Genomic DNA, 23,551 nt, shown 5'->3' on the forward strand with positions numbered 1-23,551 from the left:
TGAACATTAAATTCGATGAACCTTTGATGAGACATCCCAAATCTGACTCGCATATTGCTGAACCGTATAATCCGACGAAAAAATACCCGCACTCGCAATATTGATGAGTGCCATTTTCTGCCAGATAAGCGGATCACGATAGAGCCGATCGATTCGTCCTTGAGCAGCAGCGTAATCGTCAAAGTCGCGAAGAACAAAGTACTCATCACCATAGCTAACGAGAGAATCGAAAATCGCATTTCCTTCTGCTTCTGCTCCGGGGATTGTGCCGTCAATCAACGCATTCAAGACGCGGTGAAGCACTTGATTCTTTTCATAATAGTCGTGCGCGTGGTAGGTTCCTTCATTATAGTAGTGATAGACTTCATCCGCTCTCAATCCAAAGAGTACAATATTATCTTCACCAACATGTTCCTTAATTTCAACATTAGCACCGTCCAAAGTTGCCAGAGTAATGGCCCCGTTCAGCATCAGTTTCATGTTGCTCGTCCCGGATGCCTCTTTTGATGCAAGAGAAATCTGTTCGCTAACATCAGCCGCTGGAATGATCTTCTCTGCCAACGACACCCCGTAATTTTCAACGAATACAAGCTTCAATTTGTCATGAATGTCAGGATCATGGTTAATCAGATCAGCCACTGAATTAATCAGCTTAATGATCTGTTTTGCATAAGTATAGCTGGGTGCTGCTTTGGCACCAAAAATGAAGACATGTGGATAGAGATCTGCTTCCGGGTGATCTTTCAGCTTAAAATACAGACTGAGTATGTGGAGCAAATTCAATAATTGCCGTTTATAGGCGTGAAGCCTTTTTATTTGTACATCGAAGATTGCTTCAGGGTTGATTTCCAATCCCATGCTCTGGTCAACAAACCGAGCAAATCGAACTTTATTTTGATGCTTCACTTCCGCTAGTTCTTGCAATGTCCTTTTATCTTCACGAAACGCCTTCAGCATTTTTAATTCAGTTGGCATGGTCGCCCATTCATTGCCGATTTTTCGATCAATCAAATGACGAAGCGGTTCATTAGCAAGCATCAGCCAACGCCGTTGGGTGATGCCATTGGTCTTATTATTAAACTTCGACGGATAAATCAGACAGAATGGATGAAGCACCTTTTCTTTTAAAATATTTGTATGCAACTGAGCGACGCCATTGATACTGTGACTGCCAATAATAGCCATATGAGCCATTCTTACATGCCCACCTTCTACGATTCGCGTGCTCTGAATCAGCTTTGAATCGAACAGCCGCCCCATTTCCATGACGTAACGGCGATCAATTTCGTGAATAATCTGTACGATTCTCGGCAGAAGTGTTTGAATCATTTCAATCGGCCATTTTTCCATGGCTTCGGCCATAATCGTATGGTTCGTATAGCTCATGGTATTGATGGTTAAATGCCATGCATGTTCCCAATCCATGTGCTCTTCATCAAGCAGAATGCGCATGAGTTCTGGAATACACAGAGCCGGATGCGTATCATTAATATGAATAGCAACTTTTTCCGCCAAATGCTCGATACCAAGATGCATCTTTTTATAATGGCGGATGATGCTCTGCACACCTGCGGATACAAAAAAATATTCTTGTTTTAAACGCAGCAGTCGTCCTTCATAATTCGAATCATCTGGATAAAGCACTTCTGATATACTTTCTATTTCATTGCGTTGATGAATAAAAGACCAATAGTCCGTGCTCTCATCTTGAGGAGGCACTTCCGCAGACCATAATCTCAACGTATTGACAATCTCATTATCAAATCCGATAACCGCACTGTCATACGGAACAGCCAGCACTTCTTGAGCATCTTCATAATGCGGAACAAGATGCCCTTCACCTGAATGTTCCAGCCATACATGACCATAAAAGCGTACCGTCACTGCAGCATGCATCTTTCTCGTTTCCCATACATTTCCATTCTGCAGCCAGTTTTCTGGAAGTTCGACCTGGTAACCGTTGACAAACTTTTGCTTAAATAAGCCATATTTATAACGTATCCCGTTGCCGTGAGCAGGTATTTCACTTGTCGCCATTGAATCGATAAAACAAGCAGCTAAGCGACCTAATCCCCCATTGCCTAATCCTGGATCCGGTTCAATTTGAACCAGCGCTTCAAGATCAATGCCTAAATCACCCAATCCGTCACGTACCGTTTCCAAAATTCCTAAATTCAGCAGGTTGCTCTTCAGCATGCGTCCGAGCAGAAATTCCATAGAAAAATAGTAAACTTGTTTCTTTTTCTTCTCGATATACGCTTGATTTGTCTTGCTCCAGTTTTTGGCAATGTAAGAACGAATTAAGTTCCCTAACGTAAAAAACTGCTCCGTTGCTTCTGATTCTTTCAGACCCATTGAATAGACTTCAGTGAGCATTTTTTTGAAATCCGCTTTAAATTTATGCTTCGACAGATCCATAATTGACCATCCTTAATTCATCGTAATCGTTCTCAAGCGACAGATAAGTCGATAAAGAAAACTAGGTTAAACCAGCTGCTTTAAGCACCTGCTGAGACTTCGTTGCAATGCCGACGCTGCGGACGGCTGTATGAGAAATCGATCATTGGCGTTTACAGTCAAAATTAGACGAACTATGATTCCCATTCTTACCAAAAGACGCTAAATTTAAAAGAACAATGAATTAATAGTGATGAAAAAAGCCTTTAGAAGACTGCTTGCTGTCCACTTCCGGAATCGGCTTACCTATATTTGTCAGACGCGTGAAATCTCCTTCCACAATTCGACTGATCACTGAATTTTTCTCAATAACAATCGGGTTTGCTTGCGTGCCGATTAATTTAGTATTCGGTTCAATGCGCACATTTTTATCGAGAATAACGTAATGCAGTTCGGCTCCACTGCCAATCGAGCTTCCTTGCATTACGACAGAGCTGTTGAGCACCGTTTTTTTTTCAATCAGAACATTACGAAAAATAACTGAATGAGCAACTTCTCCATGAATCATGCAGCCATTTGCAATCAGTGAGTCGGTTACATCTGAGGAGCGTGAATAGAAGGTTGGCGCTTCGTTCTTTACTTTTGTGTGAATATGCTGACTTCCCTTCAATAAGGCTAATAGATTTGAATCGTGCAGCATATCCATGTTTGCTTCATAAAATGAGCGAACTGAGTGGATATTCTTCATGTATCCGGTATATTCAAATCCATTTGATGGAAGGGCAACAATCGCTTGATGAAGCAAGTCGCTTAAATTGCAGTGTTCATTTTCAGCGACTCCATTGCGAATTAATTTGGTAAGCAGCTCTGTCTTTAAAAGATAAATTTCCATATTCATGTACACATGGTCAGTCTTGTCATGCAAGACACTTGACTTCAACCCGCGTACCCTCCCGTCTTCATCGATCGTCAGACAGGACGTGTTTTGATCATCATTATCAACGTTTTCCATTGACTTATACACAACCGTAACCTCCGCGCCTTGTTCAATATGATGGCGCAGGATGGCCTGCACATCAATCGCACACAACATACGGGTACCCATAACCACGGTATACTCGGACTCTGACTTATCGAAGAACTCGATATTGTTATAATAATTTAGCAGATCCCCTTCAGTACTGAATCGGTTCGCTCTTCGATCAAGGCGCGGATCAGAGAAAAAAAATAGTCCGCCGTAAATACTGTCTAGGCCCCACTCCTTGCCGCTTCGTACATGATCATAAATCGAACGCAGATTGTCATGAGTAAATACACCGATCGTATCGACACCGGCCGTAGTCAGATTGGTCAATGGAAAATCGATCAGTCGATATCTGCTGCAAAAAGGCAGACTGGCAATGGGGCGATGACGTGTCAATGGATCGATCGCCGATTTAGATTCCGTCAAATTTAAAATGCCGCAAATTTTATTCCGCCTCATCATTTAACCCTCCCACAATTTCGTTGTATCCGACAACTGCAATCGCTGAATCACCAACCACTTGTGCATGATCAGCAAACACCGCATGTTCTCCGACAATTGCGTGATCAATCACTACATGTTTGCCAATGACCGTATTGGCCATGACGATTGAATCCTTAATCACTGAGCCTGTTCCGATTTTCACATTTTGTGAAATAATCGAATGATCGATTTTCCCTGATATATAGCAGCCGTCAACAATCAATGACTCTTGAACCCTCGCGTCCTTGGAAAGATAATGAGGCGGCGCTACTGGGTTCTTTGAGTAGATCCGCCAATGCTTATCGCGAATGCTGAGTTCATGGTCGGGATTGATAAACGCCATATTCGCTTCCCACAGGCTCTCAATGGTACCAACATCTTTCCAGTAGCCGTTAAATGAATAGGCGAACACATTTTCTCCATTTGCAAGAAAAGTCGGAATCACGTTTTTTCCGAAATCATCCATGTTCTGACCCGTTGCATGGCTTTCAGTCAAGTAGCGGCGCAGGACATCCCATGAAAAAATATAGATTCCCATTGAAGCCAGATTACTCTTAGGCTTCTGCGGTTTCTCTTCAAAGTCGATAATTCGGTCCGTGTTATCGGTATTCATAATGCCAAATCGCGAGGCCTCATCTAAGGGCACATGGATAACCGCAACAGTCGCGGAGGCTTTCTTATGTTTATGAAAATTCAGCATATGCTCATAGTCCATTTTATAGATGTGATCCCCGGACAAGATTAATAAATAGGTTGGATGATGACTGTCGATATAACTTATATTTTGATAGATCGCATGAGCGGTGCCCTTAAACCATTTTTCTCCATCAAGACTTGAATGCGGCTGCAGGATGGTGACGCCACCATCCTTATGATCAAGACCCCAATGGGCACCATTGCCGATATGACCATTCAATTCAAGGGGCTGATATTGGGTAACTACACCGATCGTGCGCACACCGGAGTTGGAGCAGTTGCTTAAAGAAAAATCGATGATTCGGTATTTCCCGCCAAAAGGTACTGCTGGTTTTGCAATCGTTCGCGTCAGCTTGCCTAAACGCGATCCTTGACCTCCCGCCAAAATCATTGCGATCATTTCATTTTTCATATCATTTGGAAAAAGAATGGTGCAACCACCTTCTTCCGCACACCTCCTTCATCCTGTAAAAGTGACGTTATTTCATCCTATGAGAATCATTGGAAAATCATATTTAAATTGAGCAGGATCTTATAAAAAAATAATTATACGGATACGCTTTCAATTTTTGTTAAATCGGTCCCTAAAGAAAAAGAACATAGGTATGGTAACAAAACCAAGTCTTAGCTTAGGATTATTAAAATGCATCATGGAGTCGGATAGATCGATGATTTCTTCATCGCTGACTATTTCCTTTCTGTCACTGGACAATACGGCGATACAGGTTTAGATAATCATTGGCTGACTGGTCCCAGCCAAAATCTAACCCCATTGCGCGATTTGTCAGTTCATCGAATACATGGCGATTGTTACGGAACAGATGAATCGCCCGTTCAATGGTATAAAGCATGTCGTGGGCATTATAATTGGTAAAGCTGAAGCCATTTCCCTCATGTGTAAACCCATTATAAGGAACGACCGTATCGTTTAATCCACCGGTTTCGCGTACAATTGGCAGGCTGCCGTAACGCATGGCCAATAACTGACCAATCCCGCACGGTTCAAATTTTGAAGGCATAAGAAACAGATCAGATCCCGCATAAATTTTTCTTGCCAAGGAATCATCAAAATAGATATTCACTGAAACGGCGTTTGGATAGCATTCGGCAAGCCATTTAAAGGCATCCTCATAATTACGTTCCCCCGTTCCCAGCAGCACAAATTGGACATCGAGCTTCATGATTTCATGAAACACGCTTAGAACAAGGTCAATGCCTTTTTGGTCAGTGAGTCGGGTAATCATGGCAATCATAGGTGTCGCTTCATCAACAGGCAGGCCAAGATCACTTTGTAGCGCCTGCTTATTTGCTTGTTTTCCTTGAGTAGCGCTGTACGTTTCATACAGCGCTTGATCCGTTAGGGGATTGTAAAGTTCTTGATCAATACCATTAATAATCCCGGATAGTTTATCATGATTCCAGCGCAGGAAACCATCTAGGTTTTCACCAAAATAAGGATATTGAATTTCCTGTGCATAAGTTGGGCTGACGGTTGTCAGCAGATCTGAGTAGGCTAATCCTGCCTTCATATAACTGACATGATCATAGAATTCTAAACCATCTTTATGAAAATAGGTTTGATCTAAACCGAGAAGATCACCGAGTACAGATTTAGGAAAAACACCTTGGTAACGTAAATTATGGATGGTAAAGAGGGTACGCATGTTTTGATAGAAAGGGTTGCTGCGATAATGCGCGCGAAGAAATACACTGATTAATCCCGTCTGCCAGTCGTGACAATGAATCAGATCTGTTTTTTTTGCTAAATGGGGCAAAAGCTCAAGTACTGCGCGAGCGAAAAAAGCAAACCGTTCTCCATCATCCGCATAGCCATAACTGCCTGAACGCTTAAAATAGTACTCATTGTCGAGAAAGTAATAATCAATGCCCGCTTCCTTACAATAAAAAACGCCACAGTATTGATGTCGCCATCCTAGCGGAACATAAAAATACTTCAGGTAAGTCAGCCGATCGGTAAAGTTAGAATTAAGATCCATATATTTAGGCAGAACAACACTGACGGATACCCCGTCCCTTTGCAAAGCTTTGGGCAATGCACCAATGACATCGCCTAATCCTCCCGTTTTAATAAAGGGGGCACTTTCAGACGCAGCAAACAGAACATTCATCTCTCTCTCTCCTTTTCCTGGACACAGACCGTTGTTATTTTGTTTTATACTTGTTCGTAAGCGGTCATTATTTTTCTTTTCTTTGTCTCTTTCATTAAAATAGTGATTCCCAGCGGTGGAATCGTCAATTTAATATGGTACGGCTGATTGTGAAAAGGAGCTTCCTCCACGATAATCGGTCGATGATTGCATTGTCCTGAACCGCCAAAAGAAGCAGCATCACTATTGAACACTTCTATATAGCTGCCCACTGCCGGTACGCCTAACTTAAATTGATGATACACAGCAGGCGTAAAATTGCAGACGACGATGCAATAATCCCCCTTCCTTTTTCCTTTTCTAATAAAGCTAATAATACTTTGTTCGGCATTGTCCGCATCGATCCATTGAAATCCGTCCAATTCATGATCAAGCCGCCATAAACATGAAACGGAGCGGTAAAAATGATTGAAAGCCGTGACGTACTGTTGGAACGCGCGATGCGTTGAAAAGTCAAACAGATTCCAATCGAGTTGTTCGAGATCCTTCCATTCATCGAACTGCGCAAATTCGCTGCCCATAAAAAGCAATTTTTTTCCTGGATGAGTCATGAAAAAGCCAAAAAGCACGCGAAGATTTGCAAAGCGCTGCCATTCATCCCCTTTCATTTTATTTAAAAGCGAACGTTTGCCATAGACAAGCTCGTCATGAGAAAACGCCAGGACAAAGTTCTCTGAATATGCGTAAAGCATTGAGAACGTAATGAGATTATGGTGATCGCGTCGTTCAGATGGTTCATAGGACATATAGCGCAGCATATCGTGAACCCAGCCCATGTTCCATTTATAATTAAAGCCAAGGCCTCCCTGGTCCGTTGGCTTTGTAACCATTGGGTAGTCGGTTGCCTCCTCAGCAATCATCAACGCCTCCGGAAACTTCAGAAATACCGCTTCATTTAGTTTTTTGATGAAGTCGATCGCTTCGAGATGTTCATCACCGCCGTATTTATTCTTCAATTCAAAGGGCAGGTCGCCATTATGATTTAAGTAAATCATTGACGATACTGCATCAATTCTGAATCCCTCCACATGATAAATGTCCATCCAAAAACGAACATTGGAAATGAGAAAACTGATCACTTCGTTTTTAGAAAAATCAAAGGTGTAGGTTCCCCATTGCGGACGATCTGCCAATTTGGGGTCGCACGGCTCGTATAACGGTGTTCCATCAAATTTTCCCAAACCATGTATATCCCGGCAAAAGTGTGCCGGCGTCCAGTCGAGAATAACGCCAATACTGTTTTGATGACAGGTATCAACAAAATACATAAAATCCTCTGGGCTGCCGAAGCGGCTTGTCGGTGCAAAGTAGCCGGTAATCTGGTAGCCCCAAGATCGATCATACGGGTGTTCCATGATCGGCATGAGTTCGATATGAGTAAACCCGTTTCGCGCGACATAATCAACCAGTTCATCCGCAAGCTGTCTGTAAGTCATCAAATGATTGGTGTCGTTTTTTCGCCAAGACCCTAGATGGCATTCATAAATGTTCATCGGACGATGATATTGATCCTTTTTAGCTCTTTGCCTCATCCAGCGTTTGTCATGCCACGCGTATGCATGAAGTGGACTGCACGTAAGCGATGCAGTATTGGGTCTCTTTTCTGCGTAGAAAGCGTAGGGGTCGGCCTTTAAAACAATCGAACCAGTCGGTGTTTCAATGGCATATTTATAACGCTCTTCATTGCCAAGATCTGCAATGAACCCCGTCCAGACACCAGAATTTTCTACTAAACCCAATCGATTTGCTTCAGTATCCCAGTCGTTGAAATCACCGACAACTGAAACGGCTCGTGCATGCGGTGCCCATACCGTAAAGCGAAATCCTTTTCTACCATTATATTGTTCTAAATGGGCACCGAATACCTTATACCCTTCATAAAGCGTGCCTTCATGAAATAAATACAGATCGACTTCGCTAGGAGACATTTGCGACTCATAATCAACGGTTAACATCGACACACGTCCCTTTATATTTTTTGATTGCATTTCTTTTAATACCGCTGCTTTAATGCTCCAATCATCATTCCTTGTTCTTGGAAAAATTTACAATGCTGCATTTTGGGTAATCATTTTTGTTAGGACATAAAACGCCTCCGAAATCCGAGTTGACGGGACAACCCCATTTTTTGTTGCTTTATACAAACCCTGTTTCTGTGCACAGAGGGTCGAATTATTGGACAGTCATTTTTATTTATAATTAAATATTCAACGAAGTGCAGGTTTATCCTCTTGAAAAAACTCTCTTTTTTTGTCAAAAAAGAGAATTTTCTAAAATTAGAAAGCGAACATTGTCCTTCCTACAAGTCATCTGAAAATCGGGCATAAGAAAAACCGGGCAAAATACGCCCGGTCCTTAATTTCCAACCATGTATGATGGTCTCCTGTCTTTTCGGTGCTGAATCGCCGCTTCGGTTACTCGCTTGCCGCGGGCGCACCACGAGCCTCCTCAGACAAACAAAAATCTGCGGGATCTCGCTGGCACGCTGTTCCCGCTGGCGCCAGAGTACCTCCGCTTTGACTCTTGGCCAAGACACTGGTCTATTGGCTTGAAAACAGGGCAAAATCATGTACTTTCTTTACCTGTAAGAAAAGCCAAGCTGTGCCTGGTTTAACATTTCTTGTGCGCTTTCGTTTCCCACTATCTCTAAACTTGAAGGTCGTGTACTATCGCTTCATTCTCCTGCATAGCATTGATCGAAAACACTTTTTTCGTTCAGCCTATGCTATGATTTGAAAGGTTGCGCCCTCGCCAATTCATTTGAACCAATGCATATTTAACAAGCCGCAAACCAAGTTGATCTACTTTATCAATAAAAGCATCGTCAATTTCTGAAAACTCTGCATCGGATAGATAAAGTGTCACTGGGACTTGGCAATTGATCGCCGCCAGTCGTTTCGATAAGTGCAACATTGACAGATCTGTACTGATCTTCTTTCGCTGTCCGTTTGGAAGCAGTTCCAGATGAGATAGCATCGTATCGATGGAGCCAAATTGTTTCATAAGCTTAAATGCTGTTTTCTCTCCGATACCATGAACACCCGGGTAACCATCGCTTGCGTCACCCATTAACGCCTTAACATCCACATATTGCTGAGGCGTAACGCCGTAATGATCAAAAAAGGTTGACTCGGTATAACTTCGATAGTTGCCGTAACCTTTTTGCAGCAAGTCAACATGTATGTCACGATCAAGGAGCTGAAGCAAATCACGATCACCGGTAACAATCGATACTTGGACATCGTGATGCAGATGTTTGGCAAGCGTACCAATACAATCATCCGCCTCATAACCCGCTAAACCAACGTTAGGGATACCAAATGCATCAACCATTTCCTTTGCCAAGTTAAATTGGGGAATCATCTCCGCCGGAGGTGCCGAGCGGTTTGCTTTATATTCGTCAAACAATTGATGGCGAAATGTTTTTGATCCCATATCCCAGCAAACCGCAATATGGGTTGGCTTCCTATTCTCAATAGCTAATAACAGGTGACGGAGAAATCCTTGAACACCATTCGTTGGAATACCTTGCGCATTAAACATAAACTGACCCGTTGGGGCTGTTGCATAAAAAGCGCGAAACAACAACGCCATCCCGTCTACAAGCAGCAATCGTGATTGTTGTACCAAAAAAACGCCTCTCTTCTTGTTAACTGCCCCCATTATACCATGAATGGTTCTCCCAAAAGGGTGAGACGTATGGTTTTAAAATGCATCGCTTTGCGTTAAGCTATATAGTAATTCATAAGCCGATCTTAATGGAGTGTTCTACGTGAAAATCAAGCGATTCATCTTTATTGCTGCTGCAGCAGTTTTCCTACTTGCATTCTATCTCATTTTTGAACATAGCAGAGCCTCAACAGCAACACATACGGTGACCAACGCTACCGAGACTGCTGCTGAACAGACTGCAGCGGATAATAAGATAAACCATCAGCAGATTCCAACCGTTTTTATTCATGGCTGGAAAGGATCGAAACGTTCTTACCGCACGATGTTGGAACGATTGCACGCAAACTACGATGGTCCGGAACGCGCAATGATTGTTACAGTCCGACCAAATGGAGTCATCAACGTTAGTGGAAGAATAACGAACCAAAAGATCCCAATCATTCAAATTATCTTTTCTCGTAATCATGAGCCTATGGAGCAGCAAGCCGCCTGGCTGAATAACATTTTTCGCATATTAAAGAAAAATTACACCATTGATCAAGTTAATGTTGTTTCCCACTCAATGGGTGGAAAAGCGTTTACCTGTTATTTAGAAAAGATCAAAACTCCGGTTGATTATCCAAAGATACGCAAGTATGTTGCCATTGCTGCTCCATTTGATTGGATCAGCGGCCCGCTCAATGATACTCATCTTTCTATTAAATTTCTGAAACAGCAAAGCTATCTGTATCACCATCGTGATCGTTTGCCTAATAATTTGGATGTTTTAGCTATTGCCGGCATCATGAGCAATGCTCAAGAAGGCGACGGTGTTGTGACATTAAAAAGCGCCTTTTTCGGAAAATATTTCTTTAATCCGAAGCACTATTCCGAGAAGATTGTTTACGGTCCGAATGCCCAACATAGTATGTTGCATGAGAATCCGGAAGTCGATAAAATTGTCGCCGATTACCTTTGGGGACTGCGGCCAAAAAATTAAAAAAAGAAGTGCTTCACTTAAGAAGCACTTCTTTTTTTATCCCCTTAGATTAACTTATCAAGTTTGGCACGACGATTGATTGCATACATAATCGGCATACCAATCAACATTACAACACATTCGCCAATGGCGACTGTCAACCATGTCCACAGAAACGGCAGCTTTAGAACAATTGCAAGTTCCCAGGCAATAAAACACATGGTCAAAGTAAATACCCCTGTGTTTACCAGCATGCGTGCCCAGATGTTGGTTATAAATTTAGAAACAATCATTGTAGTTAAAAGTGCGAGCACTGATTGTCCCGTTCCGAAAATCAGATCATATGGGAGCATCGGCGAGAAAAACAAATTGCCAAGAAATACACCGCAAATAATGCCCCAAAAATATTTCTTGTTGAATACAATCATGTGATTCAACATTTCTGAAATACGAAATTGAACTGCTGAAAAACTGATCGGCTGAAGAAAAAAAGTCAACACAATATAAATGGCGGCAAGCAATGCATTAACCGCCAGCATTTTTACAGTCTTCATACTTAAGACTCCTCCTTAGTTTTTTGATAAACGTGGGATGGTTTCGAACCACGTGAGCATGCTCAAACTCTTTTAGTTTAATCTAAAATGTGGCATTGTCAAGCAATGAACTTCCGCTATTGCCGGTAACGATACAGAAATCAATCTTTGAGTTACAGCTCAAGTCTTGTTTTAAGGAACTTATTCAATCATAACCACCCTTCAAAAGGGTGGTTTGCTCCAAGGCTATAAGCCTTGGATTACCGGCCAGCGTCTCAAGGCGCTGGCCTTCACTTTGTTCAGGCTATATTGACTTTGCCTCTTTTGCTTACCCATAATGGGTGTTTGTACTACTCAGCGACCTCTAAAGGGGTCCTCATATTCTCGAACGCTTAATTTATCCAGTGCAATATCGTGTTTTTCTTGATCTTGAATATATTTCTTGATGGTTGCTTCATTCAATCCTACGGTACTCACATAGTAGCCTTCTGCCCAAAAATGACGATCGCCAAATTTGTACTTTAAGTTTGCATGCTTGTCAAGCATCATCAACGCACTTTTGCCTTTTAAATAGCCCATAAAACTTGCCACGCTCATTTTAGGTGGTATGCTGAGCAGAAGATGCACATGATCAGGCATCATATGTCCTTCCAAAATTTCTACTCCTTTATACCGACAGAGCTGCTTGATGATTTCCTGTAAGCTTCTCCGATATTGATTGTAGATAATTTTTCGTCTATACTTTGGTGTGAATACGATATAGTATTTACACAACCATTTGGTATGGGCTAAACTGTTTGCTTTATTAGCCATTCTAGCGCTTCCTTTCATGTAGCAATATAGCCTGAACATCTATATTCTATCGAAAGGAAGCGCTTCTTTGTATAACGATTTGGTACTCCCCCCGCATAGCGGGGGGTTTTATGTTTCGCACGCTACGCGTACTCAACGGACTAAAGTCCATAAAAAAAAGCTGCCACTTATGTGGCAGCAGACAGGCACATCTCATTGTATGCATTCAGCATTTGAAAGATCCGCTTACTCTTCTCGATTGCTCATCGTAATCATCAAAATAAAACGAACGAGTTCCATTACGGATACCAGTGCAGCGGCAACATAGGTCATTGCTGCTGCAGACAATACCTTTTTGGCCTGTGGCCGTTCATTTTCCTGAACAATGCCTAAGCTGACAATCTGTTTTAATGCACGGCTTGATGCGTCAAATTCGACAGGTAAGGTTACGACCTGGAAAAGCACAGCCGCTGCAAAGAAGACCACGCCCAGCGCAGCAAGCTGAAACATGCCGAGAAATACGCCTGCAAGAATCAAGATGTACGACAAATTTGATCCTAAATTCGCCACTGGAACGAGGGCGCTGCGTACACGCATAAACGTATAATCGTTTGCATCCTGAATTGCGTGCCCGACTTCGTGAGCCGCAACGGCAGTTCCCGCAATAGAAGCACCATGATAAATATCCGTGGAAAGATTAATCGATTTGTCACGCGGATCATAGTGGTCGGTTAAGGATCCTGCAACCTCCCTGACCGTTACATCGTACAAACCGTTATCGTCAAGAATTCGCCGCGCAGTTTGCGCACCGGTCATTCCGGTTGAATTACTGACCTCTGCATAACGAGCGTACGTTGAGCGAACACGCATTTGTGCCCACATGGGGATCAGCATCAGAATGCCCAGATAGATTAGGTATTGAATCATGCTCATTCCTCCAAAATTGATCTAATTAATTGATTCAAGCCTCTTGAAAACGGTACAATCGTCAAACGTATTCAAGCATCAGTTTTCAATCGGAACAATACTATTATAGTCAATTTTAGTCAAACAATCTATCTTTGTCAAAATTTTTACTTTTTCAATGGATCCGTGCTCTTCTTTTCCGTTCTGCTGTATAGCGCACCCAAGATACATAGGCCAGTACGGTTACAACAATTCCCCCAATTATGGGCATAAACCCCATTGTATTTTCTTCTTTACCATTTCGTGATTGTTTAAATAGCCGATTCAAGTCATCGGTTATTCTGTTTAATTGACGTATTCGCTTTGATTCCGTGATATCTTCTAAACGGTGATTGGTTAATGTTGTGATTCGCTGATCAAGCAAAGTCACCATATCCGGCTGACCGTCGATGATCAGTGCTGGATATATGATCGCATATTCATTAAGAAATTGATTAAGTTCATATTGATAATATTCTTGTTTCTTATTTTTCAATGCGGTGTTCATTCGGCTCAGGGGCTTCATGATATCCGAACGTTTTTCCTTCCACATCGGAGTCCCTTCATTTTGTAGCGCATCGAATCCAAGCCGCAGGGAGGCAGCTGCATCAGCTATTTCCTGCTGATTCGCCTGCGTCTTAAGTAAAACCTTAAGCTTTACGATTGAGGTTCCGATCACTTGCTGTTCTTTTTCCGAATACAGATCTAATGAATGATTCCATTTCTCGCTCAGCTCATTCAGAAGGCTTGCGGCTGCTTTATCCTGTTTGGCGATTGAATAGTGAAAAACTTGATCAGAAAGACTGATTAAATTGTCGGTTTGATTTTTCATTGCGGCGCTGCTGTTTTCGGCATATCCGCGTTCTGGAAATCCTATAAACAATGTAAAGCAAACAAAAATGATAAACAGCTTTACGTTCATCGCTTGTCCTCCCTTTAAACGCCTTATCGGAACTATATGAGTTGAGGGACAAGAGTAGACCGCCAAGTGTTTATCATTTAGAGAAGGTTTTCTGTTTATCCGTTCATTTGTTTATTGATTGTATTTAACCGTTTCGTGAGCGTGTAAAACTGCTGCTGATCACCCTCATCAAGTGCATTGTTAATGGCACGAGTCAGCCGGTTGATCATGAAGGTGCGCTCTGCCTCATCCGTAGCATGTTCTGCCATTTGCCCGTACTTCTCATGAATATCCTCATGACTGTTCGGATTTTCTTCCAAAACTGAATAAAAAATAGGCGAGCGGTAGACCGCTTCAATGGATAATTGAAGATAAACATCCTCAATCTGATTCATTCGTAAATCGTGAAATGCTTTTTCAGGATCATCGGTTTCAACCGTTGTTTTCACATAACGGAAGAATTGAATTCCTTTTGCCGAATTACCGATTATAATGGATCGATTCACGCGCGTGACATCATCAACGATATGAATTAAAGACAAGAGTTGGTCATTACTCATTAAATAATGGAGCAACCAAATAATTTCCCGGTTGGTCAGCAGATGACGATCTAAGATCCACCGAAGGAATGTTTTCTTCTGCACATTTGATACCATCTGTTCCATCCTGACGTCCCCTCCTCGCGACCATTCGCATTCATCAAGCGTCATATTATTTATATTCGCCTTTTACTGAATTTCATCCTGCTTAATTCGTTCGACAAATGCTGCAAGATCTTGATTTTCCGGACTCAAACGCGATGCCGTAATTAAAAGATCAAGCCCCTCTTTTAAATGACCTGTTTCTCTTAAAAATTCTCCGTATTCCTGGAGAAATTCTGGATTGTCAGAGAATGCGGACAAACTCATTTTATAGAGCTGCGCTGCCTTTTTGAGTTCGTCTGTTTGATTATAAGCGGTGGCAAGAAACCAGTGCAACAATGGGTCGCCCGTTTCAACCGGCTCGAGCAGCTCAACAACGGCTTCGTAATCCTCATCCTGTGCTTTTAACTCGACAAGATGAGTTAATGCATCCATATTTTCCGGATTCAACTTGAGACATTTTTTGAAGTATTCTGCCGCCTGCTTCTCTTCATTCAATTTTGCTGATAAAATGCCCGCACGTTCAAAAAGACGCTCATTATATTCATCCTGTTCGATTCCCAATTTGATCGATTCTATGGCTTTTTTTAGTTGCCCTTCGTGCTCATACGCTTCGGCAAGTACATTATAAAGCGTACTGTAGCCCGGATCCATTGCTCTTAATGTCTCTAAAGCTTTAATTGCTTTTCGATGTTTATGGATACGTAATGCGGTAACTGCGTAGCCAAAGAGCCCGTCCAGCGTTTTTTCTTGTTTGAAACCCAATTCATATTCTTGCATAGACGCTTCAAATTGACCACTGAGGCTGAGTGCTTCGGCAAGCTTCAAATGGATTTTTTGATCAGCAAGCTCTGGATTATCTTTAACTTCCATCAGGCAGTCAACCGCTTTGCTTGCTTCGCCAATCGATAAATAGAGCTCTCCAAGAGCAAGAATAAGTACAGGCTGATGTGGTGAAACCTTAAGTGCATGAAGCAATTTATGTTCAGCAACCTCATCCAAGCCTTCCATTTGGTACAGATCGGCCAGCATGACTTGTGCACTTAAATAATTGGCATCCAATGAATGAATCCGCTGCAAATAATCAATCGCACCTGTTTCTTCATTCTTATCAATCAGTAGTTCTGAAAGCTGAATAATTAAATCACTGTCATTAGGATAGCGCTTCAGCAAGCGTTCATAAACCGCTTGGGCATCATCAATAAATCCGAATTGTTGATAAAGATCTGCAGCAGCAAACTGAATCCGGTCGTCATGTTCTTCAGCTAACTGGTGCAGCAGGTCGAGCCCTTCCTCAGTTTGTCCGCTTCCTAATAACGCGCGTGCTGTCTCTAATGTACGCATCATGATTCCTCCCAATACGATTCCGATCAAGTTTTTTCTTCTTAAGCAATCATAAGCAACTTTTTTAGGAACTGCAAGGAATGCTCCTTATCCAGAATAGCGCCGCTTGTTTCTTTTTGATTTGTTACACTGAGAAAAACCAAGCTGTGCTTGGTCCTTTATCTCCAGCCATGTGTGATGGACTCGTGTCTTTTCGGTGCTGAATCGCCGCTTCGGTTACTCGCTTGCCGCGGGCGCACCGCGAGCCTCCTGAGACAGGTAGGTATCTGCGGGGTCTCGCTGGCACGCTGTTCCCGCAGGCGTCTCGCACCTCCGCTTTGTTTCTCGGCCAAGACACTGGGCTATTGGTTTGAAGACAGGTCAAAATCATATACTTTCTTATCCTGTGAGAAAAACCGGGCAAAATACGCCCGGTCCTTAATTTCCAACCATGTATGATGGTCTCCTGTCTTTTCGGTGCTGAATCGCCGCTTCGGTTACTCGCTTGCCGCGGGCGCACCACGAGCCTCCTCAGACAAACAAAAATCTGCGGGATCTCGCTGGCACGCTGTTCCCGCTGGCGCCAGAGTACCTCCCCTTTGACTCTTGGCCAAGACACTGGTCTATTGGCTTGAAAACAGGGCAAAATCATGTACTTTCTTTACCTGTAAGAAAAACCGGGCAAAATACGCCCGGTCCCTAATCTCCAGCCATGTGTGATGGGGTCGTGTCTTATCTGTGCTGAATCGTCGCTTCGGTTTCGGTTACTCAATTATTCTATCGAAGCAATGCCGTTTATCCAAGAATCAGTACGTTCTTTATTTGTCATGCAAGGGATCCGTTCCTGCTTACTCGTATTCATTTGAAGCGAGCGGTTTATGATTGACCCGTTCTGGTAGCAGATGCTGATCAAGCGTAAGCTTAATCTCGCGTATCGCTGCAGTTCGCGTCGATGAATCAGCCAATTGCTCCGCTCTTCGCCCAACCTCAGCAACAATTGCACTTCCAACGATAAATCCATCCGCATAATGCTCCAGTTCTGCGACTTGATCGCGCGATGAGATGCCGAAACCAACCGCAACCGGTAACTGCGCCACCTGCTTGACGCGTTCAAGGAATGGATAGACGTCAGGGTGGAACGTTTTGCGCATCCCGGTCACACCTAGAGAGGAGACACAATAGAGAAAGCCTTGTGCATGATCGCAGATCCTTTTGAGACGCTCATCAGATGTCGTTGGAGCAACGAGTGAAATCAAGCTTATTTTGTGTTCCGCACATTGATCGGCAAGGCTCCTGCTTTCTTCATAGGGCAAATCAGGGACAAGCAGCCCGTCAACCTCATGACTTACCGCCTCTTCAAAGAAACGATCTAAGCCAAATTGAAGCAAAACATTGGCATAGGTAAAAATAATGACCGGGAGATCAAGCCCCTGTGTACGCATTTCTTCCACAAGACGCATTGCCTGATTTAAATTTTCGCCATGACGCAGGGCTCTTTGCGATGCCTCTTGGATCACCGGTCCATCTGCCAGTGGATCTGAATAAGGAATGCCAAGTTCGAGTGCATCGGCACCAAGGGATTGGAGCATTAAAGCCAACGCAACGGTTGCTTCATCCGTTGGGTCACCCGCGGTTATAAATGGGATAAACCGCATAGTCTTAGCATTCGTCACGTGTTTCTCCATACGAACAGTCATAAACGCTCCCCCCTTTTTTCATGATTCGCTAAAACGTGCATGATTGTTTTAACGTCCTTATCGCCGCGACCCGATAGACAGACAATCACCTTTTGTTCTCTTCGCATCGTTTTTGCTACTTTGAAGGCAAGTGCGAGTCCATGGGCACTCTCTAACGCTGGAAGAATGCCTTCCAGTTCGGATAATTCAAGCAGCGCAGCGACTGCCTCGTTATCTGTAATTGCCTTATAGTCTACACGTCCCGACTCAGAAAGATAAGCGTGTTCCGGTCCGACACCCGGATAATCCAAACCTGCAGATATGGAATAAGGCGCTTTAATTTGACCATACGCATCTTGCAGCAGATAGGTTTTCATCCCATGGATAATTCCAACCGTTCCTTTCGTTAAGGTTGCGGCATGTTCGCCGGTGGCCACACCCTTGCCTGCTGCTTCCGCACCATACAACGAAACGGGATCATCTAAAAATGCGGTGAACAGGCCGATCGCATTGCTGCCGCCGCCAACACATGCAACCGCCGCGTCAGGCAAACTTCCCGTTTGTTTCAAGCATTGTTCGCGTGCTTCATCGCCGATAATACGTTGAAAGTCGCGAACAATCATTGGATAAGGATGCGGACCAACGACCGAACCGTCAATATATGCTGTATCATCGCTATGCGCAGCCCAATAGCGAAGCACCTCATTGACAGCATCCTTTAAGGTGCCATTTCCTGAATGTACCGGGATCACTTCCGCACCTAACAGCTTCATTCGGAACACATTCAATGCCTGTCGCTTGACGTCAAGCGCACCCATGAATACCTTGCATGGCAATCCGAAGTAAGCAGCAACCGTAGCAGAAGCCACCCCATGCTGCCCGGCGCCGGTTTCTGCTATGATCTGTTTCTTGCCCATTCGACGTGCCAGTAAGGCCTGGCCAACCGCATTATTGATTTTATGTGCGCCAGTATGATTCAAATCTTCACGTTTCAGAAAGATTTGCGCGCCGCCAAGTGTTTTGTTTAGTCGCTCACAATAACTAAGCGGTGTTGGCCGACCTGAATAGTCATGGAGAATGCGGCGATATTCACGCAAAAAAGATGAATCGCTGATGGCGTCTTTAAATCCCTTTTCCAATTCCAGAACGGCATGCATCAACGTTTCCGGAACGTATTGTCCGCCAAAAGCCGCAAATCGTCCATTTTCATCGGTTCTGTATTTACTTTCGGCTTGTGCTTGTCTGACCATCATTAACCCCCACCTTTTCCTCTAAACTGCGAATAAGCGCTTGATCTTTACCAAAATGACGTTCAATTCCTGATGCGATATCAATGCCTGTTGGCTGATACATCATGAGTTCCTCTATATTTTCCGGAGTGATTCCACCTGCAATGAAACAAGGCACCTGCTGACGCTTTGCTTCGGATAAATAGTTCGGAATACGGTGCCAATCAAAGCGTTTTCCAGTCCCGCCAAGTGTTCCTTTTCGTTTTGTATCGATGATAAATCCATCGGCAGCTCCACGAAAACGGCGCATTTGATCCAACGTTGTTTCATCGTGATGGAGCGCTTTCCAAACGGATTGATCAACCATTTTTTTTACGGCAATCAAGTGATGCAGCGATTCTCCGCCATGCAGCTGCACAACATCAAGCGGAACATGCTCGCATACTGATTTGATAGTATCCAGTGAATCATCCGCAAACACGCCGACTAGCTGCTTTCCTTTGCATCGACCGATCTGATTCAGCCATTGTGATACTTGTTCGGTGCTGACTGTACGCTTGCTTTTGTGGGTGAAGACGAAGCCGATATAATCAGCATGGCTTGCATAGACAGCACGCAAATCGTTCAGGGAGTGATTGCCGCAATATTTAAGTGCGGGAGACATGAGCATTCACGCCCTTACCGAACAAATCGCAAATTTTCTGTTTCGGATCTGCTGCACAAATTAAAGCTTCACCGACAAGTGCAGCGTGTGTCCCTTGTTCCAAAAGGAACTGAACATCTTGCGGGCGATGCACACCCGATTCACTGATAAGCACTGCGTTTCTGGGTATGTTAGGGGCAAGTGCTGCCGTTACATGCAAATTCGTGTGAAAAGTCCTCAAGTCCCGATTGTTGACACCGATTATTTCAGGGGTAAAACCGTTTAAGAGCGATGCCAGTTCTTGTGCATCGTGCACCTCAACTAACGCCTCAAGTCCACGCGCTTTTGCCGCTAAGTACAATTCATGTAACGCGGTTGGTTCAAGCGCTGCAGCAATCAAGAGAACCGCATCTGCACCAATACGCGCACTTTCTTCAATTTGACGTTCATCGATAATAAAATCTTTGCGCAGAATGGGAAGTTGAACGCTTTGTCTTACTTCTATTAAGTCGTTAATGGAGCCATGAAAATAGTTTCGATCCGTGAGAACACTGATTGCGTCCGCACCTGCGGACGCATAGCGTGTCGCCGTTTTTTTTGCACTAATCTTCGTGCGAAATATGCCTTTAGACGGCGAAGCATGTTTCACTTCAGCAATTAACCCCAACTGATGGTTGGGCCGTAATAATGCGTCTTTCAATGAATAATGCGGTTTAGGTTGAGACATGGGTTCAGGAAGCGAAAAGTGGGCCAGTTCTTCTTTCTTTGTCTTTAAGATCTGGTCGAGAATGGATTCAGGCATGCAGCATCACCTTCGTTTTTGCACGCAATAGTTGAAGCTGTTTGGCCGCACGACCGGATTGAATCGCTTCACGTGCTACATGAACGCCTTCTGCGATCGACTTTGTTTTTCCTGCGGTAAAAAGCCCTGCACCTGCATTCAAAAGTACCGCATTGATTGCTGAGGCGTTACGTGAGGTCCCGGTTAATACCGTTTCAATGAGCTTTGCACTCTCCTGAGGATTATGAACGCGGAGCTCCTCAATGGTACCTCTCGTTAACCCAACATCCTCAGGAATCAGCGTGAAAGTGTGGATCTGATTCTTTTCGATGAGGTATGCATCCGTTTTCCCTGCGATGGTCAGCTCATCCATACCGTCTGAACCAGTGACGACCAAGGCTCGTTTTGTGTTCAATTTAACCAGCACTTCGGCATAGCGTTTCGCTAATTCACGGCTGTATACACCGAGTAATTGATACGCAGCAGCAGCAGGATTCGTTAATGGGCCCAGTTGGTTGAAGATTGTCCGAAAGCCGAGCGATTTTCTCGGTTCGATTGCATAGCGCATTGATGCATGATAGAGCGGGGCAAAAAGGAAACACATATGCGTTTGCTCAAGCAACGCTGCTGCCGATGCTGGGGTGGATTGAATTGAAATACCTAGTGCTTCTAATGCGTCGGCAGCTCCACTCGTTGATGAAACCGAACGATTGCCATGTTTTGCGACATTCACGCCAAGCGACGAGAGCACAATTGCTGCAGCAGTGGACAAATTAAATGTAGCCATGCCGTCACCGCCAGTACCAACAATATCCAACAATGGATCCGCATACTTCAGCGGTAATGCATGTGCCCGCATGCCCCGAACCGATCCAGTCAGCTCATCTGCTGTTTCCCCGCGCAAACTTAGTAGCGCTAAATAGGCAGAAATCTGATTGGAATCGACCTTGCCGTCCATGATGTCGTTCATCACAACTTCGGCTTCTTTTTCCGATAATGTCTTGCCTTGAACCAATTCTTTTAAAGTCGCTTGAAACATTCCGGTTCACTCCTCTTTTTTGAGGAATGAGCAGTTTGTGGAGTATAAAGGAGGGTGATCAGTTCAAAAAAATACTGATCACAAAGAAAAATCCGCAGAAGCTTCTGCGGGTATCTTGGCTATCTTAGCGTGGCAAACCCTCAGCTCTACTCAACTCAGCTCATTCTTTTTCTCTTCTCAACTTTTGACTGATCGCGTCCTGTGACGCAATCCAATCGTCAACATAATATAAAGATTATGTATTCATTATCTTAGTCAACAAGGAGACAACTGTCAACCATTTTTTGTCTGTTCATGCGTTGCATGCCGCACCGCATAAATTATGCTTCTTTATTGCGAATAACCGCTAACGCGGCTCATAGTTTTTCATAAAAAAAAGTTTCCGACGCCTTCAATTGATAGCGTGCAGCATTGAAAATTTGTTCCGTACTACCAACAAATAGGATACCTTCCGGCTTAAGCGCTTGTCCTAATTTATGATAGATCGATTGTTTGCCTTCCTCGGTAAAATAAATCAGTACATTGCGACAGACAATTAAGTCAAACGATTTCGGTGGAGGGTCGAGCAGCAGATCATGTTTACGAAAATGAACGCTTTGTTTCAGCTGTGGCTGTACTTCGAATTGTGATCCCTTATTTATAAAAAAACGGCGCTCGTCAGCATTTAGCCCATGAATCGCCAGCTCCGGATAAATGCCATCTCTCGCCCGTTGCAAAACCTTTTCATCAATATCCGTTGCAAGGATCGAAAATTGGTTTTGCGGCAAATATTTGCTCATCAAAATAGCCAAAGAATACGCTTCTTCTCCGGTTGAACACGCTGCGCTCCATACAGTGATTGTGCCTTTACGCGAAGCCATTTGGCTGATCTTTTTTTCTAAAACAGTCCATCTCTGGCGATTCCGAAAGAATTCAGTCACATTTATCGTCATTCGGCTCAGCGTTTCGTCCAATAACGCATGGTCCTCACGTAAATGATGCGCCAAGTCTTCAAAGGATGAAAAACCGTGCCGCATGCGCAATGTATTGAGGCGGCGTTTCATTTGTTCTTCTTTATAAAGACATAAATCGATTCCTGTCAAATTAAAAAACAAGCGTTTAAACGTTTCATAGTCTCCGTTGCGTAGTTCGGACATTTCTTCTACTCCTTAGCAAGTTACAGGCGTGCAACGCATTCATCTTCATTAAAGAACAGATTGATTTCCCGCGCTGCATTTTCTGGCGAATCCGATCCATGGATCACATTACGATTCATTCGCGTTGCGTAATCACCGCGAATGGTCCCTGGCGCAGCCTTTTCCGGATCGGTCGAACCCATCATGAATCGAGCAAGTTTGATAATATTTTCGCCTTCCCATACCATTGCAAAAACGGGTCCGGAAGTCATAAATGTCGTTAAATCATTATAATAAGGTCTTCCTTCATGCTCATAGTAATGCTTTTTAACCAATTCATCCGAGATGGTCATCAGCTTACCTGCAATCATTTTAAAACCTTTTGCTTCAAATCGAGCGATAATCGTGCCGATTAATCCGCGACGTACACCGTCTGGTTTGATCATTAAAAATGTGCGTTCCATCTTTACTCGCCTCCTAAGCGATAAATTCAATGATAAATCAACTATTCAAGACACTCATCACATGTACCTTG

The 23,551-nt window shown here is 43.6% G+C and carries 20 protein-coding genes and 1 riboswitch; of the genes, 1 reads left to right on the forward strand and 19 read right to left on the reverse strand.

The genetic code is table 11. The annotated features are described in order from the left end of the window. Positions 1-6: 6 nt before the first annotated feature. The 6 genes from K7399_RS05455 to K7399_RS05480 form a co-directional block, all read right to left on the reverse strand. Positions 7-2,418 (reverse strand): glycogen/starch/alpha-glucan phosphorylase, encoded by a 2,412-nt coding sequence (locus K7399_RS05455; RefSeq protein WP_028975621.1) that lies wholly within the window; start codon positions 2,416-2,418, stop codon positions 7-9. A 223-nt stretch (positions 2,419-2,641) separates the two neighbouring features. Then, positions 2,642-3,883, reverse strand: coding sequence for a glucose-1-phosphate adenylyltransferase subunit GlgD (gene glgD, locus K7399_RS05460; RefSeq protein WP_223362495.1), 1,242 nt, complete (start codon positions 3,881-3,883; stop codon positions 2,642-2,644). Then, entirely contained in the window at positions 3,867-5,012 is a 1,146-nt protein-coding gene (locus tag K7399_RS05465) for a glucose-1-phosphate adenylyltransferase (protein WP_028975623.1), read from the reverse strand. Before K7399_RS05465 ends, glgD begins: the two co-directional genes overlap by 17 nt. Before the next feature lie 289 nt (positions 5,013-5,301). Then, complete coding sequence (gene glgA, locus K7399_RS05470) at positions 5,302-6,729, reverse strand: glycogen synthase GlgA (protein ID WP_028975624.1); 1,428 nt, start codon at positions 6,727-6,729, stop codon at positions 5,302-5,304. Between the two features lie 44 nt (positions 6,730-6,773). Continuing rightward, on the reverse strand, positions 6,774-8,723 hold the full coding sequence (glgB, locus tag K7399_RS05475; RefSeq protein ID WP_028975625.1) for a 1,4-alpha-glucan branching protein GlgB: 1,950 nt from the start codon (positions 8,721-8,723) through the stop codon (positions 6,774-6,776). Between the two features lie 760 nt (positions 8,724-9,483). Beyond that, a complete protein-coding gene (locus K7399_RS05480; RefSeq protein ID WP_420854102.1) occupies positions 9,484-10,431 on the reverse strand; it encodes a 5'-3' exonuclease in 948 nt (315 codons plus the stop codon). Positions 10,432-10,540: 109 nt separating this feature from the next. On the opposite strand from K7399_RS05480, the gene K7399_RS05485 reads away from it, so the two are divergent. Continuing rightward, on the forward strand, positions 10,541-11,419 hold the full coding sequence (locus tag K7399_RS05485; protein ID WP_051578047.1) for an alpha/beta hydrolase: 879 nt from the start codon (positions 10,541-10,543) through the stop codon (positions 11,417-11,419). A 44-nt stretch (positions 11,420-11,463) separates the two neighbouring features. Here the strand turns inward: K7399_RS05485 and K7399_RS05490 are convergent, their stop codons facing one another. From K7399_RS05490 to ndk, 13 genes are all read right to left on the reverse strand, one after another. Continuing rightward, positions 11,464-11,952, reverse strand: coding sequence for a QueT transporter family protein (locus K7399_RS05490; protein ID WP_028977678.1), 489 nt, complete (start codon positions 11,950-11,952; stop codon positions 11,464-11,466). 9 nt (positions 11,953-11,961) lie between these two features. Then, positions 11,962-12,010: riboswitch (PreQ1 riboswitch) on the reverse strand. Between the two features lie 275 nt (positions 12,011-12,285). Next, positions 12,286-12,744, reverse strand: coding sequence for an IS200/IS605 family transposase (tnpA, locus tag K7399_RS05495; RefSeq protein ID WP_051575261.1), 459 nt, complete (start codon positions 12,742-12,744; stop codon positions 12,286-12,288). Positions 12,745-12,969: 225 nt separating this feature from the next. Beyond that, positions 12,970-13,650 carry a zinc metallopeptidase gene (locus K7399_RS05500; protein WP_028977676.1) on the reverse strand — a complete coding sequence of 227 codons (681 nt, stop codon included), beginning with the start codon at positions 13,648-13,650 and terminating at the stop codon, positions 12,970-12,972. A gap of 154 nt (positions 13,651-13,804) precedes the next feature. Next, positions 13,805-14,590: a sporulation protein YpjB gene (locus K7399_RS05505; RefSeq protein WP_028977675.1), complete on the reverse strand. Its 786-nt coding sequence runs from the start codon at positions 14,588-14,590 to the stop codon at positions 13,805-13,807. Positions 14,591-14,685: 95 nt separating this feature from the next. Then, complete coding sequence (locus K7399_RS05510) at positions 14,686-15,234, reverse strand: YpiB family protein (protein WP_028977674.1); 549 nt, start codon at positions 15,232-15,234, stop codon at positions 14,686-14,688. A 63-nt stretch (positions 15,235-15,297) separates the two neighbouring features. Continuing rightward, positions 15,298-16,557 carry a tetratricopeptide repeat protein gene (locus tag K7399_RS05515; RefSeq protein WP_223362496.1) on the reverse strand — a complete coding sequence of 420 codons (1,260 nt, stop codon included), beginning with the start codon at positions 16,555-16,557 and terminating at the stop codon, positions 15,298-15,300. Positions 16,558-17,381: 824 nt separating this feature from the next. Continuing rightward, positions 17,382-18,230 (reverse strand): tryptophan synthase subunit alpha, encoded by an 849-nt coding sequence (gene trpA, locus K7399_RS05520; protein ID WP_037563025.1) that lies wholly within the window; start codon positions 18,228-18,230, stop codon positions 17,382-17,384. Further along, positions 18,227-19,459: a tryptophan synthase subunit beta gene (gene trpB / locus K7399_RS05525; protein ID WP_128167323.1), complete on the reverse strand. Its 1,233-nt coding sequence runs from the start codon at positions 19,457-19,459 to the stop codon at positions 18,227-18,229. The genes trpA and trpB overlap by 4 nt, the downstream gene beginning before the upstream one ends. Continuing rightward, positions 19,431-20,102: a phosphoribosylanthranilate isomerase gene (locus K7399_RS05530; RefSeq protein ID WP_028984223.1), complete on the reverse strand. Its 672-nt coding sequence runs from the start codon at positions 20,100-20,102 to the stop codon at positions 19,431-19,433. Before K7399_RS05530 ends, trpB begins: the two co-directional genes overlap by 29 nt. Beyond that, positions 20,086-20,883: an indole-3-glycerol phosphate synthase TrpC gene (gene trpC, locus K7399_RS05535; RefSeq protein ID WP_128166734.1), complete on the reverse strand. Its 798-nt coding sequence runs from the start codon at positions 20,881-20,883 to the stop codon at positions 20,086-20,088. The genes K7399_RS05530 and trpC overlap by 17 nt, the downstream gene beginning before the upstream one ends. Continuing rightward, the gene (gene trpD / locus K7399_RS05540) at positions 20,876-21,901 is read right to left on the reverse strand and encodes an anthranilate phosphoribosyltransferase (RefSeq protein WP_128166736.1); all 1,026 of its coding nucleotides are present in this window, start codon (positions 21,899-21,901) and stop codon (positions 20,876-20,878) included. Before trpD ends, trpC begins: the two co-directional genes overlap by 8 nt. 356 nt (positions 21,902-22,257) lie before the next feature. Then, positions 22,258-23,037, reverse strand: coding sequence for a CheR family methyltransferase (locus tag K7399_RS05545; protein ID WP_037582253.1), 780 nt, complete (start codon positions 23,035-23,037; stop codon positions 22,258-22,260). Positions 23,038-23,057: 20 nt separating this feature from the next. Beyond that, positions 23,058-23,480 carry a nucleoside-diphosphate kinase gene (gene ndk, locus K7399_RS05550; protein WP_028984219.1) on the reverse strand — a complete coding sequence of 141 codons (423 nt, stop codon included), beginning with the start codon at positions 23,478-23,480 and terminating at the stop codon, positions 23,058-23,060. Between the last annotated feature and the right edge of the window lie 71 nt (positions 23,481-23,551).

The organism is Sporolactobacillus terrae (assembly GCF_019930545.1).
Lineage (GTDB): Bacteria > Bacillota > Bacilli > Bacillales > Sporolactobacillaceae > Sporolactobacillus > Sporolactobacillus terrae.